Below are 15,827 nucleotides of genomic sequence, written 5' to 3'. Positions count from 1 at the left end.
TTTCTTTCATAATTCATTTTATGCCACAAAAACACAAAGACACAAAATTTCACAAAAGAATTTTTAGTGTTTCTTTCGTGTTTTAGTGATTTAGTGGCAGATATTTTTTTCTTATTTGAATTATGAAAGATGTCTAATAAAGTCCCAAGCATCAAGCCCCAAGAAAACAGCCATTGCATTTTCTTCGGCTGTTCCTTGGAATTTAGGACTTGGGACTTTTTTTATGGTGACAGCCGTTCCGTTTTCCACTTCCCGTTTTTTTGTTTTGTGAAAGAAACCCTATCGTGCAAACGGCTTTCTCTGCCATACCAGAATTCGAAATAAGAAGGAACAAACCGGAACCCTCCCCAATGTTTCGGACGGGAAACTTTTTTTTCTTCAAATAGTTTTGTGTATTCATCCACCCATGCTTCCAGCGTTTCGCGATTGGGAATGGGTTTGCTTTGCGGAGATGCCCATGCGCCTATCTGGCTTTCGCGCGGGCGTGCATCAAAGTAGTTGTCCGATTCCTTAGCCGGTAGTTTTTCCACATGCCCCAGCATTTTCACCTGCCGGAGTAACCGTGGCCAGAAAAAAAGCAGGCAGGCATTTTTATTCTTTGCAAGCTCATTTCCTTTCCGGCTGTTATAATTCGTGAAAAACCAGAATCCTTTTTTGTCAGAGCCGCGCAGATAAACCGTTCGGGCGTTCGGTTGTTTTCCTGAAGCGGTGACCAACGTCATTGCGCTGGCATCTTCTCCCGAAATCTTATAAGATTCTCCATACCATTTTTCAAATTGCAGAAACGGGTTCTTTTCAACGGTTGAGATATCCAGAATCGGTTTTGTTGAATCTTCGCTCATCGCTTGCTGTGGAATGTTTTTTGCTTAGGCAAATGTATTACTTTATACTTTTGTCAATCCTTGAAAAACGAAATGATACGAAAAATACGAAATAAGAAATTATGCTGTTTGGTTTTTATTTGTCATTTGTCATTTGTCATTTGTCATTTGTCATTTGCACAGCCCACCGTTTTCAAAGCCGACCCTGATGGCGCCAAAGATTTTTTTGACAAGCATAATTATTCCGCTGCCATAAAAGTGTATACGCTTCTGCTGAAAAAAGAACCGAACAATGTAGAGTACAATCAGAAAATCGCCCAGAGTTATCTTCTCTCCAACTCCATCAAGGCAAAAGCAATTCCGCATCTTGAATTTATCATCAAGCAGGAAAAGTATCCCGATGATGTGTGGCTCGATTTAGGAAATGCCTATCACTCCGCCAACCGTTTTGATGATGCCATAAAAGCGTACAATAAGTTCAAGGAAAAAACAAAAGATAAAACTCAGATTGAAAATGTGAACCGCCTGATTGAACAATGCCATAACGGATCAGAACTGGTGAAACACCCGTTGAATGTTACGTTTGAAAACCTGGGCAAGGCGGTGAACAGCGAGTTTCCTGATTTCTATCCTATCATTACCCCCGATGAATCTCTTTTGTATTTTACTACACGCAGAAAAAGCCCCACCGCTCAAATGCCCGAGTTCGATGGCTTGTATCCTTCCGATATTTTTTCTGTGGAAATAAAAGCAGGCAAAGCGGGAAAGGCGCAGAGCATCGGCAATGTGGTGAACACAAATCTGGACGAGCAAGTGGTGGATGTTTCGGATGATGGAACCATTATGCTTTTTTATATTGACCATATTGATGTGTTTGGCGATATCTGGATTTCGCGCAGACTGAATAATAAAATGCCTTGGCTTAAACCTGAACGGCTTCCCGAAAGCATCAATGCAGGAATGGAAACTTCGGCTTCCATCTGGAAAAATCAACTCACCGAAGAAGAAGTTCTTCTCGTTGCAAGCAGCCGCCCCGGAACATCAGACAATCCCAATTATGGCGAAACCGATATTTATGTTTCCCGAAAACTTCCTAACGGGCAATGGAGCGAACCGAAAAATCTTGGTTCAAACATCAACACAAAATACAAAGAAGAGTTCCCCCAATTTTCTGAAGATGGCAAAACGCTTTACTTCGCTTCGCAGGGGCATTCAAGCATGGGCGGTTTTGATATTTTCAAATCGGTTTGGGATGAAGAAGGGCAGTCATGGTCTCCGCCCAAAAACATGGGCTACCCCATCAATACTTCCGATGATGATTTGAGCATTAGTTTTACTTCCGGTGGAAGAATTGCCTACCTCTCCACCATGCGCGAAGGCGGGCAGGGAGATTTGGATATTTTCAGAGTGATACTTCAGGATGTGGAAGCTAAAGAAACCATTTACAAAGGATACATTACCAGTGCCGATACGCTGAGCAAAATCAGCCGCGCTAAAATTGAAATTGTTGACCGCACAAACAATGAGCTTCACGGAGTTTATATTCCCGATCCGAGCAACTGTTATTACATCATGTCACTCACGCCCGGAAAATGGACCATGAAAGTGGAAGCAGACGGATACACACCTTATACTGAAGACATAAATATCTTTGACGAAGTATTGAAATTCAGCCCCGAAGTAACAAAGAATATAAAACTGAAGAAAAATTGATGAATAATTTCGGAGAAATTATAGACCTTAATCCTGTCAATATAGCTCATCCGACTAACAGTACAACTCGTCCGATTAGTCGGATAACTTGTGCGACTAACAGTACAACTCGTCCGATTAGTCGGATAACTTGTGCGACTAACAATACAACTCGTCCGATTAGTCGGATAACTTGTGCGACTAACAGTACAACTCGTCCGATTAGTCGGATAACTTGTGCGACTAACAGTACAACTCGTCCGACTAACAATATATCTGAAAAATACGCAATAACAGCATATTTTTCTTCCTCTCACCTTCAATCACTAATATTTATATCGAATTAATAACATGAACAGAGTTCTCATCACCGGAGCAGCAGGTTTCCTCGGCTCACACCTTTGCGATAGATATATAAAGGAAGGATTTCACGTTATCGGCATGGATAATTTCATCACGGGCGATAAAAAAAATATTCAACACCTGTTCCGAATCCCCCCTTCGGGGGGTGGGGGGGCTTCTTTCCAATTCATTGAACACGATGTAACCAAACACATTTCCATTGAAGGAGATTTAAAATACATTCTGCATTTCGCTTCGCCCGCTTCACCCATTGATTATCTGAAGATACCGATTCAAACATTGAAAGTAAGTTCGCTCGGAACACATAATCTGCTCGGACTTGCAAAAAATAAAAACGCCCGCATCCTCATCGCCTCCACTTCTGAAGTGTATGGCGACCCGCTCGTGCATCCGCAGGCAGAAGATTATTGGGGCAACGTAAATCCCATCGGTCCCCGCGGATGTTACGATGAAGCAAAACGTTTTGCCGAAGCAATCACAATGGCTTATCACACGTATCACAAATTAGAAACACGCATCGTCAGAATTTTCAACACCTACGGTCCGCGCATGAGGTTGAATGATGGAAGAGTTCTTCCCGCTTTCATCGGGCAGGCATTGCGCGGAGAAGATTTAACCGTGTTTGGAGATGGAAGCCAGACACGATCATTTTGTTATGTAGATGATTTGGTGGAAGGAATTTACCGTTTGCTCCTGTGCGATTATTCTCTTCCTGTGAACATCGGTAACCCGAATGAGATTACCATAAAAGAATTCGGAGAAGAAATAATCAAACTCACCGGCACAAAACAAAAAATGATTTACAAACCGCTTCCGCAGGATGACCCGAAGCAACGGCAGCCCGACATTTCTCTGGCGAAAAAATTATTAGGATGGGAACCGAAAGTTTCTCGAAGCAAAGGATTGAAAATCACTTTTGACTATTTCAAATCGCTTTCGTCAGAAGATTTAAGAAAAGTGGAGCACAAGAGTTTTGAGAGCTATGTAAAGTAAACTGGAATGTTGGAAGGATGAAAGGTTGGAGGGCTGATGGTTTACCCCGTTGGATAATTTTAATCCTACGAGGTTAAGGGTTGATGGCTGTTTCCCATTCTTCTCCCGAAGGGACTCCTTCGGAGCATTCTTCCAATCTTTCATCTTTCCAATTAATAGAGATGAAACATTTTAACATTACCGTTTCAGAATAGCATAGTTCTACCTATTCATGTTGCGACCCCGAAGGGGTCGTATATGAATAGAATAGCATAATTCTATCTATCCATCTTGCGACTCCTAAGGAGTCGAACAATAAGTCGGAAACATTTTTAATGACACATTTTAATATCACCGTTTCAGGAAAAGTGCAAAGGGTTTTTTACCGCCAGTCAACTATTGAAATAGCAATTAAACTCGGCATAAAGGGGTTTGTAAAAAACGAACCTGATGGAAATGTTTATATCGAAGCAGAAGGAACAGAACAGCAACTGAATAAATTAGTTCAGTGGTGCAGGAAAGGTCCGCCACAAGCGGTTGTTGCAGATGTGAAATTTTCCGCAGGAGAAATAAAAAACTTTTCCTCGTTTGAAATTACACAATAGAGTCAAAAATGCACAGTTTTTAAGAATAAGATAATAAGGTTTAAAAATTAGTTGTTCAATATTTCTACTAAGGTTAAATGCCCTTCTTTGAAAACCTTAGTAGAAAAATCAAATTGAACGACAACACAAAACCTTATTACCTTATTTTATTTAGTTCATTTTGTTATACAGCGCACGATAGCATTTGCGTTTTGTTTCTCATGGAAGATATTATCTTTGCCTCTCTTATCAATCATATATATTAATCTGTGCTAATCAGTGTAATCTGTGGCTGAATATTTCTCACATCCTTCTGCCATCATTGACGGTGGCTGCAAAATCGGAAAGGGAACCAAAATCTGGCACTTCTCTCACATCATGCCCAACTGCGTGATTGGCGAGCACTGTAATATAGGGCAGAATGTGGTAGTTTCTCCTGAAGTTATTCTTGGCAATAATGTGAAAGTGCAGAATAATGTTTCCATTTACACAGGCGTTACATGCGATGACGATGTTTTCCTTGGACCATCTATGGTGTTTACGAACATTACCAATCCGCGCAGCGCAGTGGTGAGAAAAAATCAATACGCAAAAACACATGTAGGAAAAGGCGCGAGCATTGGAGCAAACGCCACAATTGTCTGCGGAAATAATATCGGAGAATTTGCTTTCATCGGTGCCGGATCAGTTGTTACAAAAGATATTCCCTCGTATTCATTGTGGGTTGGAAATCCTGCAAAGCAAATCGGGTGGATGAGCGAATACGGGCATCGTTTGAACTTTAAGAAAGGAGTAGCAATTTGTCAAGAGTCGAAAGAAAAATATAGACTAGTAAAAGGATTAGTAAAAAAGTTGTAGAAAGGTTTGTTGTTTGTCGTTTGTTGTTCAAACCACAAGCCACAAACCACAAACCACAAACGGTTATGATAAAATTCGCAGTAATCGGGCAAGGACATATTGGAAAACGACATGCAGAAATGCTTCGGAGAAATCCTGAAACAGAACTCGTGGCAGTGTGTGATATTCTTCCGAAAGAAAAACTCGGGCTGAATGATTTGAAAGAAAAATTTTATTCTTCCATTGACGAATTATTGAAATGTCATCCTGAAGTTGAAGTGATAAATATTTGTACGCCCAGCGGATTGCACGCAGAACATTCTCTGAAAGCGCTTGATGTAAATAAGCATGTAGTTCTTGAAAAACCAATGGCGCTCCACCGGCAGGATTGTGAGCAGATAATTTCAAAAGCATTGCAAAAGCACAAACAGGTTTTCTGCGTGATGCAAAACCGATATTCTCCTCCGAGCATTTGGCTGAAAGAAATTGTGGAGAAGAAAATAATCGGAGATACGTACATGGTGCAGTTAAATTGCTACTGGAACCGCGATGAGCGGTATTACAAAAAAGATTCATGGAAGGGAACGCAGCATCTCGATGGCGGAACTTTGTTCACGCAGTTTTCTCATTGGATAGATTTGCTCTACTGGCTTTTTGGAGACATCACCGACATACAGGCAAAGTTTTCCGATTTCAATCATGCATCGCTCACCGAATTTGAAGACAGCGGCTTTGTGAATTTTCGTTTTATGAATGGAGGATTGGGTTCTATCAACTATTCTACTTCGGTGTGGGATAAAAATTTAGAAAGCAGTATTACAGTTGTCGGCAGTAAAGGAAGCGTGAAAGTTGGCGGACAATACATGGACAAAGTAGAAGTCTGCCACATAAAAGATTACACGCTGCCGAAATTAGAAGAAACTGCTCCGGCAAATGACTATGGCGGTTATAAAGGCTCGGCAAACAATCATCATTTCTTAATTGAGAATGTTGTTGAAACGCTGAAAGGGAAAAATACAATTACGACAAACGCATTGGAAGGAATGAAAGTAGTTGACATGATTGAAAGAATATATTCTTTTCGCAAACCAAACAGGAAAAGTTAAATCGTTTGTAGTTTGTGGTTTGTTGTTGGGGAGTTATTATGGCTACAATTAAACAATTCGAAGATTTGGAATGCTGGAAATTAGCCAGACAGTTATCTGATTTAATTTTTACACTGACTGAAAAGGGAGCATTTGTCAAAGATTTTGGATTTAAGAATCAAATAAAAGATGCAAGTGGTTCCGTAATGGATAATATCGCTGAGGGTTTTGGAAGGGGAGGGAATAGAGAATTTGTAATCTTTTTGGGATATGCAATTGGTTCTGCAAATGAAGTACAGTCACAACTTTACAGAGCATTAGATTGGAAATATATTTCACAAGTTGAGTTTAAAGAAAATTACGAACTTGCTGAAACAATTATTGCTAAGTCTGGCAGTCTTATTAATTACCTTAATAATTCTCAGCATAAAGGTGAAAAATTCAAACGAGAGAAATAACCACAAACAATTAACTACAAACTACAAACGTTTTCATGTATCAGGAATTAAAAAATAAAAAAGCAACGCTTGCAGTTATCGGCCTCGGTTACGTTGGATTGCCGATTGCACTTGCTTTCGCGAAAAAAATAAAAGTCATCGGTTTTGACATCAACCAGAAGCGCGTTGACCTGATGAAGAAGGGAATTGACCCGAGTAATGAACTCACGAAAAAAGATTTTGATGGATGTGATATTGAATTTACTGCGTCACTAGATGTTTTAAAGAAAGCAAGATTTTTCATCGTTGCTGTTCCCACTCCTATTGACGAGCACAACCTTCCGGATTTAAAACCATTGCTTGGCGCATCAACCTCTGTAGGAAAAGTTTTGAAGAATGGAGATTATGTGGTGTACGAATCAACTGTTTATCCCGGCTGCACCGAGGAAGATTGTATTCCGGTTCTGGAACAATATTCAAAATTAAAATTCAAAAAAGATTTTAAAGTTGGCTATTCACCTGAACGAATTAATCCCGGAGATAAAGAGCATACGATTACTAAAATCCTGAAAGTTGTTTCAGGGTGTGATGAAGAATCGTTGGAAAATATTTCTAAAGTTTATGAAATAATTGTAGAACCCGGAACGCATAAAGCCCCATCTATAAAAGTTGCTGAAGCTGCAAAAATAATTGAGAATACCCAGCGCGATGTGAACATTTCTCTGATGAATGAACTTTCTATCATTTTCAACAAAATGGGAATCAATACATTTGATGTATTGGAAGCAGCGGGAACAAAATGGAATTTTCTAAAATTTTCTCCCGGACTTGTTGGCGGGCACTGTATCGGTGTTGACCCGTATTATCTTACGCACAAAGCTGAATCGCTGGGTTATCATGCGCGCGTGATTAATTCAGGAAGATATGTGAATGACTCGATGGGATTTTATGTGGCAAAAAATCTTGTAAAGAAAATAATTGCTGAAGGAATAAATATTTCTAAATCTAAGGTGCTGGTGATGGGTGCAACTTTTAAAGAAGATGTGAGCGACATCCGTAATTCGAAAGTGGCAGATATTGTGAAGGAACTAATTTCCTTCGGTGTAACAGTTGATGTGATTGACCCGCACGCTGATTCAGATGAGTTAAAACACGAATACGGTTTTGGTTTGAGTAAGCTTGGAAAAAATTATGATGGAGTAATCATTGCGGTAAATCACCAGGGCTACAAAAAACTGGATGAAAAATATTTTCAATCCATTCTTTCTCCAAAAGGAGTTCTCGTTGATGTAAAAGGAATGTATAGGGAAAAAATCAAGAACATTAATTACTGGTCGCTTTAAGAAATGGCGAAAACAATTCTCATAACAGGCGGTGCAGGATTTATCGGAAGTCATGTGGTGCGCTTGTTCGTAAACAAATACTCCGATTACAAAATAGTGAATCTTGACAAGCTCACTTACGCTGGCAATCTTGCTAATCTGAAAGACATTGAGAAAAAAATAAATTATGAATTTGTTAAAGGAGATATCTGTGATGCGGATTTGATTCATAAACTTTTCGAGAAGAATAATTTCGATAACGTAATTCATCTTGCTGCAGAAAGTCATGTGGACAGAAGCATTTCCAACCCGATGGAGTTTGTGAAAACAAATGTTATCGGAACGGTTACGCTCCTCAACGCTGCAAAACACAGTTGGAAAGAAACTAAATCAAAACTTTTTTACCATGTTTCTACGGATGAAGTTTATGGTTCGCTTGGTGAAACAGGTTTGTTCACTGAAGAAACAAGTTATGATCCGCACAGTCCTTATTCCGCAAGCAAGGCAAGCTCCGACCATTTTGTGAGAGCGTATCATGACACGTTTGGATTGCCTGTTGTAATTTCCAATTGCTCGAACAATTACGGCTCGTATCATTTCCCAGAAAAATTAATTCCGTTGGCGATATATAATATTAAGAACAACAAACCTGTTCCTGTTTACGGAAAAGGCGAAAACATTCGCGACTGGCTTTTTGTGGAAGACCATGCTCGCGCGATTGATATTATTTTTCATAAAGGAAAACAGGGAGAGACTTACAACATTGGTGGAAACAACGAATGGAAAAATATTGATTTGATAATTCTGCTTTGCAAAATCATGGATAAAAAACTGAATCGCAATTCTGGCGGATCAGCAAAGCTGATAACATTTGTGAAAGACCGTGCTGGTCATGATTTACGCTACGCAATTGATTCATCAAAACTTCAGAAAGAACTCGGATGGAAACCTTCGCTTCAGTTTGAAGAAGGATTGGAAAAAACTGTTGACTGGTATCTTGCCAATGCAGAATGGCTGAAGAATGTAACGAGCGGAGATTATCAGAAATATTATGAGCAGCAATATGTCAAAAGATGACATTTATGTCATTCTGAGTCCCGCAAGTCATGCTGAACTTGTTTCAGCATCTGCGGGATAAACTCTGCGATGAATCTCCTTGAATAATGTACGAACAAAAATTCCATACGACCGATTTATCCAAACATTCTTTCCTTGTTACGGGTGGCGCTGGTTTTATCGGCAGCAATATTGTAGAGTATCTATTAAAATATAATGCGAAGAAGGTTGTAGTGCTCGATAATCTCTCAACAGGTTTTGAAGAAAATCTTAAACCTTGTTTTCGGCATTCTAATTTTAAATTCATCAATGGTGACATTTGTGATTTGAACGTTTGCAAAACTGCTTGTGAGAATATTGATTTTGTTTTTCATCAGGCAGCGCTAGGTTCTGTTCCGCGTTCGATTGAAAATCCGATTGCAACACATAACGCAAACGCCAGTGGATTTCTTTCGGTGCTTGTGGCGGCTAAAAACGCAAGTGTAAAACGTGTGGTGTTTGCCAGTTCGTCTTCAGTGTATGGCGACAACACGGATTCTCCTAAGAAAGAAGAAAAAATCGGGAAACCTTTATCTCCTTATGCCGTGAGCAAACTGGTAAATGAATTTTATGCAGACATATTTGCGCGTACTTATAATATGGAAATAATCGGTCTGCGCTACTTTAATATTTTTGGACCGAAACAAAATCCAAAAGGAGAATACGCGGCTGCAATTCCTCTTTTCATTGATGGCTTACTGAATAACAAATCCGTTTTCATTAATGGCGATGGAAATCAATCGCGTGATTTCACTTTTGTGGAAAATGCCGTGCAAGGAAATATTAGAGCCATGTTTTGTGAAAACAAAGAAGCCATCGGCAAGGTTTTTAACATTGCGTTTGGAGAAAAAATATCAGTAAATGACTTATTTCATTCTTTAAAGAAAATTACAGGAGCTTCTCTTAATCCCATTTATCGCGAGGAAAGAAAAGGAGATGTGAAAAATTCGCTTGCTGATATTTCAAAAGCCCGAAATATTCTTGACTATAAACCCACAACAAGTGTAGATGAGGGATTAACTATAACAGTTGACTGGTTTGACAAATATTTCCGAAAATGAGTTTTCTTTCAAATATGTTTGGCAAAAACTCCAGATCAAACGTGTCTGTGGATTTATCTGTGCTGAAGTGTGATGTCCATTCTCATTTTATTCCTGGTATTGATGATGGTGCACAAACGATGGAAGATTCTATTTCGCTGATTAAATCATTTCATGATTTGGGGTATAAAAAGGTAATCACTACTCCGCATATTCTTGCTGACGGATATCCTAATACATCTGAAATTATTTTAAGAGGATTAGAGAAAGTTAGAGTTGCGTTGAAGACGGAAGGAATTCCTATTCAAATTGAAGCTGCTGCAGAATACTATATTGATTTTGATTTCGGCAGAAAAATAGAGCAGGAAAAACTTCTCACCTTTGGAAAATCTGCTCCGAATAAAACTTCGGGGAATTATTTATTGTTTGAGATTTCATTCCTGAATCCACCGGATAATCTTGAGCAAATAATTTTCAAATTACTGACGAGTGGATACAAGCCGGTGCTTGCGCATCCTGAACGATATAATTTCTGGCACCACAAGTTTGAAAAATACGAGCAATTAAAAGAGAAAGGACTTTTGTTTCAATTGAATATTAATTCGCTCACAGGTTATTATTCCTACGAAACAAAAAAAGTGGCAGAGCATCTGATTGAAAAAAATATGATTGATTTTTTAGGAAGCGATTGTCATCATTCCGGGCACGTCAACCTAATAAAGACAGAAGCAGTTTATCAGAAATCTTTGCATAAGTTGATTGAGAGCGGGAAGCTTTTGAATAGCACACTCTAATTTTGTTTCTTAAAATTAAATGTATATCCAATACTTATTCCAGCCCATGGCAAAACATGACCCAATGAACCAAAAGGTTCGAAAAAATGGAATGACCCTGTTTGATTGAATTGGCTTTCATTTTTAAATTTAGCACTTCCATAGTATGCAACAATATTTATTATCGGAGAGAAAGCTACTTTGAAAAATATTCCTCCTTGTAATCTTTGATAGCGATAGCCAATTTTTGGAGAAGCAAATAAAATATAATCTGTCCCGCGACCTATTGTTGAATTGGAAATATATGGGCTGGTATAGTAAGTGTTTGGATTGACCTTATATCTATTTGAAAATATAGTTAGCCCAATGCCTAATTCTAAGTGACTATTTTTCTTTGCAAACAAAAAATTATATGAAACAGGAGTAAATAAAATAAAATCATATCTAGATGGAAATAATTCTAAACCAAAAGAAACAGAATTTTTTACTTTTTTGTTTACACGAAAAATCCGATCATAATTAAGTGAGTAAATACCAGCTTGCCCACCTAGCTCAGCATAAATAGTATTTCTTTTTGGTATAGTATCAAGCGCCTTTAATGCCTTTAAGGAATCCCGGGTTTTTCTTATTTCTTCATATTCCATTCCGCCACGGATCGTATCAACTAATTTGATCATCGGCTTTATATGTCTTTAGGATGATAAATATATAGAGTTGAAAAATTTGTCTTGGTTGTATTGTTTTCTACACTATCTATTTTCTGCCCGTAAAAAATAATAGAAAAAATAAAGATCAATGAAAAGGCGATAGGCATCTGGATATAATTCTTCATCCAGCAAATTTACTTTGTTTTTTAAAGGCAAATGGAACTTACTTCACATCAAACGCCAAGAGTTTCTCTCCTTCCAGAAATGCTTCCAGTTTATCGCCAATATTAACTGCGCCAACACCAACGGGAGTTCCCGTGAAAATTAAGTCACCAATTTTAAGAGTGATGAATTGAGATATGAAAGAAATTATTTTATCAAAAGGAAAAAGCAAATCGCTTGTATTTCCTTTCTGTACTGTTTTGCCATTTATAGTAAGATGAAAATTCAGATTGTTTAACGGGGAAAGTTTTTCTTTTGAAATAAACCTTCCGACTGGTGCAGAACCATCAAACCCTTTTGCTTTTTCCCAGGGTAGGCCTTTTGTCTTCTGAATTTTTTGTATATCGCGCGCAGTGAAATCAATTCCTACAGTTAATTCATCGTAATATTTATGCGCGAATTCTTTCGCAATGTTTTTTCCCACTTTACTTATCTTCAAAACAATTTCCACTTCGTGATGAATGTTATTTGAGAAATCAGGAATGTAAAAGGGTTTATTGTCGAGGAGAAGAGCAGTATCTGGTTTGAGAAAAAAAACGGGTTCGTCTGGAATAGCAGAATTAAGTTCTTTGATATGCTCCAGATAATTTTGCCCAATGCAGATAATTTTCATAAATCAACGAAAAACGAATTTATACGAAAGTACGAAATGAAAAATGTTAGATGTTAATTGGGTATTTTTATCTATCGACTCGTTGCAATTATTGACTGTTTGTTTTCGTATTTTTCGTACTATTTCGTTTTTCGAAGATTTCCGTGATTACTTTTTTAGTGTGAAGAGAAAATTCTCCGTTCATCATCCATGAATAATAGGAAGGTTCGGTTCTGAAAACATCTTCAGCAGATTTACCGTTATGTTTTCCAAAATTAAAAACAATGGTTCCTTTTTCGTTGTAGACAAATCTTCCTGCAAAATCAACCCTGCGTGAACGCGAAGTAAAATTGTGAAGGAACGCGACATCGTTTTTCAGATCGGAATATTTTTCCAATTGCGCTTCAAGGATTTGTGCGGTGGCATTAATATCGGCTTCCGCGCTGTGAGCGTTCTCCAGTGATTTGCTGCAGTAAAATTTGTAAGCAGCTGAAAGAGTTCTTTCTTCCTTCTTATGAAAAATGCCCTGCACATCCACCATTTTTCTTTCTTTCATGTCAAAATCAATTCCCGCTCTGAGAAATTCTTCCATCAAAAGAGGAATGTCAAAATAATTGCAGTTGTAACCTGCTAAATCAGAATCGCCAAAGAAATCAGAAAGTTCTTTCGCACAATCTTTGAATGTAGGTGCATCTGCCACATCCATATCGCTTATGCCGTGAATCTTTGTCACTTCTTTCGGAATCGGAATAGTTGGATTGATAAGAATAGTTTTACTTTCTTTTTTCCCTCCATCTGGCGGAAATATTTTCAGGATAGAAATTTCTACAATTCTATCTGATGCTATGTTCAACCCGGTAGTTTCAACGTCAAAAAAAGCAAGAGAGCGGGTTAGATTCAGTTTTGCCATAGGAAATTATCTTCCGATGCTCGAATAAATAAATCCAAGTTGTTTCATTTGTTCATTGCTGTAAAGATTTCTTCCGTCAAAAATTATTTTTCCTTGCATCAGCTTTTTCATTTCTTCAAAATCAGGAGTGCGGAAGACAGCCCACTCAGTGCAAATCAGTAACGCATCAGCGCCTTTCAAAACTTCATAATGGTTTTTTCCGAAACTGATTTTATTATCATAAACTTTTTTTACATTATTCATTGCCTCCGGGTCATAGACAGAAATTTTTGCTCCAGCCGAAAGCAATTCTTCAATGAGATAGAGTGCTGGGGCTTCGCGGATATCATCGGTATCGGGTTTAAAGGCAATCCCCCACAGAGCAATCTTTTTTCCTTTTAAGTTGTTCTTAAAATATTTTTTAATTCTTTCCAGAAATAATTCGCGCTGGCTCTTGTTCACTTCCATTACAGATTTCAGAATTTTGAAATCATATTTATTGTCTTCAGCTGATTTCGCCAGTGCTAACACATCTTTTGGAAAGCAACTTCCTCCATAGCCGATGCCTGCAAACAAAAATCGTTTTCCTATTCTATCGTCTGAGCCGATTCCCATTCTCACTTTGTCCACATCTGCGCCTACTTTTTCGCAAAGGTTGGCAATCTCATTCATAAAAGAAATTTTTGTAGCGAGAAATGAGTTGGCGGCATATTTTGTGAGTTCGGAAGATTTTTCGTCCATGAATAAAATCGGATTTCCTTGTCTTACAAATGGCTTATACAAATCTTCCATCACTTTTTTAGCGCGTTCGGAAGAGGTGCCGACAACCACGCGGTCGGGCTTCATAAAATCATCTACTGCAAATCCTTCGCGCAGAAATTCAGGATTACTCACCACATCAAAATCAGTTTTGTCCGAATGGACTCCTTCGGAGCAATTCTTTGCAATTGCTTTGCGGACAAGTTCAGCAGTGCCGACAGGCACAGTGCTTTTATTTACCACAACTTTATACTCTTTAATGAGTTTGCCAAGTTGATTCGCAACATCAAGCACATGCGTTAAATCCGCAGAACCGTTTTCATCAGGCGGGGTAGGAAGTGCAAGAAAAATTACAAGTGATTTCTCTATTGCATCTTTCAGATTTGTAGTGAAAGAAAGGCGGTTTGATTTTATGTTCCGCTGAAATATTCCTTCAAGATGCGGTTCGTAAATGGGAATATTCCCACATTGCAGGCGTTTTACTTTTTCTTTGTCAATGTCAACGCAAATCACATTGTTGCCTGTTTCGGCAAAACAAGTTCCTGTAACAAGCCCAACGTATCCTGTTCCAACTACTGCTATATTCATTTTGTAAATTCTAAAACCGAATCGGTGATATGTTTCAAAGTTTCTTCTTCAAGTTCAGAATGCATTGGCAGAGAAATTACCGAAGCGCAAAGTTTATCTGTAACAGTATATTTTCTTCCATCATTTATTTTATGATAGTAAGCGGGTTGAGAATGGAGAGGAACAGGGTAGTAAATCATGGCAGGAATTTCTTTTGATGCAAGGTGTTCTTTTAATTTATTTCGGTCAACTCCGTTCAATGTCAATGTGTACTGATGAAAAACATGCGAAGAATTTTTTGAGCGGGCAGGAGTTTTTATTTTTGAATTTCCTGCAAATGCTTTATCATAATAAGTTGCTGCTTTGTTTCGCGCTGCAGCATACTTGTCAAGATATTTTAATTTAACTTTCAGAACAGCTGCCTGAATGGAATCCAGGCGGGAATTCACGCCAAGAATTTCATAGTGATATTGAACGCTCTGCCCATGGTTAACAATCATTCTGCATTTCTTCGCGAGTTCATCATCGTTCGTGCAAAGTGCGCCACCATCACCGTATCCGCCCAGATTTTTTGAAGGGAAGAAAGAAGTGGTGCCGATGTTTCCGATGGTGCCTGCTTTCTTTTTCGTTCCGTTAGAAAAAATATAATCTGCGCCAATTGCCTGCGCAGTGTCTTCAATCACATAGAGATTGTGCTTTTTTGCAAGCAATTGAATTGCTTCCATGTCCGCACACTGACCGAAGAGATGCACGGGAATAATTGCTTTTGTTTTTGAAGTGATTGCTTTCTCGATTTCTTTTACATCTATATTAAATGTATCGGCATCTACATCAACAAGAACGGGAACCAGCCCTAGAAAAGCAATCGCTTCAACGGTAGCGGCAAAAGTGAAGTTGGATGTGATAACTTCATCTTCTCGTTTCAATCCGAGCGCCATGAGCGCAATCTGAAGCGCATCTGTTCCGTTGGCGCATGGAATCACGTGCCTAACACTCAAATATTTTTCTAAGTCAGTCTGAAATTCTTTTACGGCTGGTCCGTTAATGAAGCGGGCAGTTTGAATCACTTCGTTTATGGCAGCATCCACTTCTTCCTTGATGTTTTCATACTGGCTGACTAAGTCAACCAT

Annotated in this window: 17 protein-coding genes; 10 read left to right on the top strand and 7 right to left on the bottom strand. The window is 38.6% G+C overall.

The window, feature by feature from the left end:
* Window positions 1–221: 221 nt before the first annotated feature.
* Window positions 222–842, bottom strand: a complete 621-nt coding sequence (pdxH, locus tag HY841_08345) for a pyridoxamine 5'-phosphate oxidase (protein ID MBI4930757.1) — start codon at window positions 840–842, stop codon at window positions 222–224.
* 72 nt (window positions 843–914) lie between these two features.
* Between pdxH and HY841_08340 the strand changes: the two genes are divergently transcribed.
* The 10 genes from HY841_08340 to HY841_08295 all read left to right on the top strand — a co-directional run bounded on the left by HY841_08340 (window position 915) and on the right by HY841_08295 (window position 11,042).
* Complete coding sequence (locus tag HY841_08340; GenBank protein MBI4930756.1) at window positions 915–2,534, top strand: PD40 domain-containing protein; 1,620 nt, start codon at window positions 915–917, stop codon at window positions 2,532–2,534.
* Between the two features lie 330 nt (window positions 2,535–2,864).
* On the top strand, window positions 2,865–3,869 hold the full coding sequence (locus HY841_08335) for an SDR family oxidoreductase (GenBank protein MBI4930755.1): 1,005 nt from the start codon (window positions 2,865–2,867) through the stop codon (window positions 3,867–3,869).
* A gap of 314 nt (window positions 3,870–4,183) precedes the next feature.
* Window positions 4,184–4,453, top strand: a complete 270-nt coding sequence (locus tag HY841_08330) for an acylphosphatase (GenBank protein MBI4930754.1) — start codon at window positions 4,184–4,186, stop codon at window positions 4,451–4,453.
* 267 nt (window positions 4,454–4,720) lie between these two features.
* Complete coding sequence (locus tag HY841_08325; protein MBI4930753.1) at window positions 4,721–5,290, top strand: N-acetyltransferase; 570 nt, start codon at window positions 4,721–4,723, stop codon at window positions 5,288–5,290.
* A gap of 65 nt (window positions 5,291–5,355) precedes the next feature.
* Window positions 5,356–6,375 carry a Gfo/Idh/MocA family oxidoreductase gene (locus HY841_08320; GenBank protein ID MBI4930752.1) on the top strand — a complete coding sequence of 340 codons (1,020 nt, stop codon included), beginning with the start codon at window positions 5,356–5,358 and terminating at the stop codon, window positions 6,373–6,375.
* Between the two features lie 38 nt (window positions 6,376–6,413).
* Window positions 6,414–6,812 (top strand): four helix bundle protein, encoded by a 399-nt coding sequence (locus tag HY841_08315; protein MBI4930751.1) that lies wholly within the window; start codon window positions 6,414–6,416, stop codon window positions 6,810–6,812.
* Between the two features lie 35 nt (window positions 6,813–6,847).
* Window positions 6,848–8,134, top strand: a complete 1,287-nt coding sequence (locus tag HY841_08310; GenBank protein ID MBI4930750.1) for a nucleotide sugar dehydrogenase — start codon at window positions 6,848–6,850, stop codon at window positions 8,132–8,134.
* A 3-nt stretch (window positions 8,135–8,137) separates the two neighbouring features.
* Complete coding sequence (gene rfbB / locus HY841_08305; GenBank protein MBI4930749.1) at window positions 8,138–9,190, top strand: dTDP-glucose 4,6-dehydratase; 1,053 nt, start codon at window positions 8,138–8,140, stop codon at window positions 9,188–9,190.
* An 86-nt stretch (window positions 9,191–9,276) separates the two neighbouring features.
* Window positions 9,277–10,269, top strand: coding sequence for an SDR family oxidoreductase (locus HY841_08300; protein ID MBI4930748.1), 993 nt, complete (start codon window positions 9,277–9,279; stop codon window positions 10,267–10,269).
* Between the two features lie 14 nt (window positions 10,270–10,283).
* Window positions 10,284–11,042, top strand: a complete 759-nt coding sequence (locus HY841_08295) for a hypothetical protein (protein MBI4930747.1) — start codon at window positions 10,284–10,286, stop codon at window positions 11,040–11,042.
* Here the strand turns inward: HY841_08295 and HY841_08290 are convergent.
* The 6 genes from HY841_08290 to HY841_08265 all read right to left on the bottom strand — a co-directional run bounded on the left by HY841_08290 (window position 11,039) and on the right by HY841_08265 (window position 15,827).
* Complete coding sequence (locus HY841_08290) at window positions 11,039–11,698, bottom strand: hypothetical protein (GenBank protein MBI4930746.1); 660 nt, start codon at window positions 11,696–11,698, stop codon at window positions 11,039–11,041. The genes HY841_08295 and HY841_08290 overlap by 4 nt on opposite strands.
* 5 nt (window positions 11,699–11,703) lie before the next feature.
* Entirely contained in the window at window positions 11,704–11,853 is a 150-nt protein-coding gene (locus HY841_08285; GenBank protein ID MBI4930745.1) for a hypothetical protein, read from the bottom strand.
* 38 nt (window positions 11,854–11,891) lie between these two features.
* Window positions 11,892–12,503 (bottom strand): fumarylacetoacetate hydrolase family protein, encoded by a 612-nt coding sequence (locus HY841_08280; protein ID MBI4930744.1) that lies wholly within the window; start codon window positions 12,501–12,503, stop codon window positions 11,892–11,894.
* Between the two features lie 88 nt (window positions 12,504–12,591).
* The gene (locus HY841_08275) at window positions 12,592–13,392 is read right to left on the bottom strand and encodes a 3'-5' exonuclease (protein ID MBI4930743.1); all 801 of its coding nucleotides are present in this window, start codon (window positions 13,390–13,392) and stop codon (window positions 12,592–12,594) included.
* A gap of 6 nt (window positions 13,393–13,398) precedes the next feature.
* Window positions 13,399–14,718, bottom strand: coding sequence for a UDP-glucose/GDP-mannose dehydrogenase family protein (locus HY841_08270; GenBank protein MBI4930742.1), 1,320 nt, complete (start codon window positions 14,716–14,718; stop codon window positions 13,399–13,401).
* Window positions 14,715–15,827: a DegT/DnrJ/EryC1/StrS family aminotransferase gene (locus HY841_08265; protein MBI4930741.1), complete on the bottom strand. Its 1,113-nt coding sequence runs from the start codon at window positions 15,825–15,827 to the stop codon at window positions 14,715–14,717. Before HY841_08265 ends, HY841_08270 begins: the two co-directional genes overlap by 4 nt.

The sequence above is a fragment of the Bacteroidota bacterium genome (assembly GCA_016213405.1).
In the GTDB taxonomy this organism is placed as follows: Bacteria; Bacteroidota; Bacteroidia; order Palsa-948; family Palsa-948; genus Palsa-948.
This window is presented reverse-complemented; position numbering and strand designations above follow the sequence as displayed.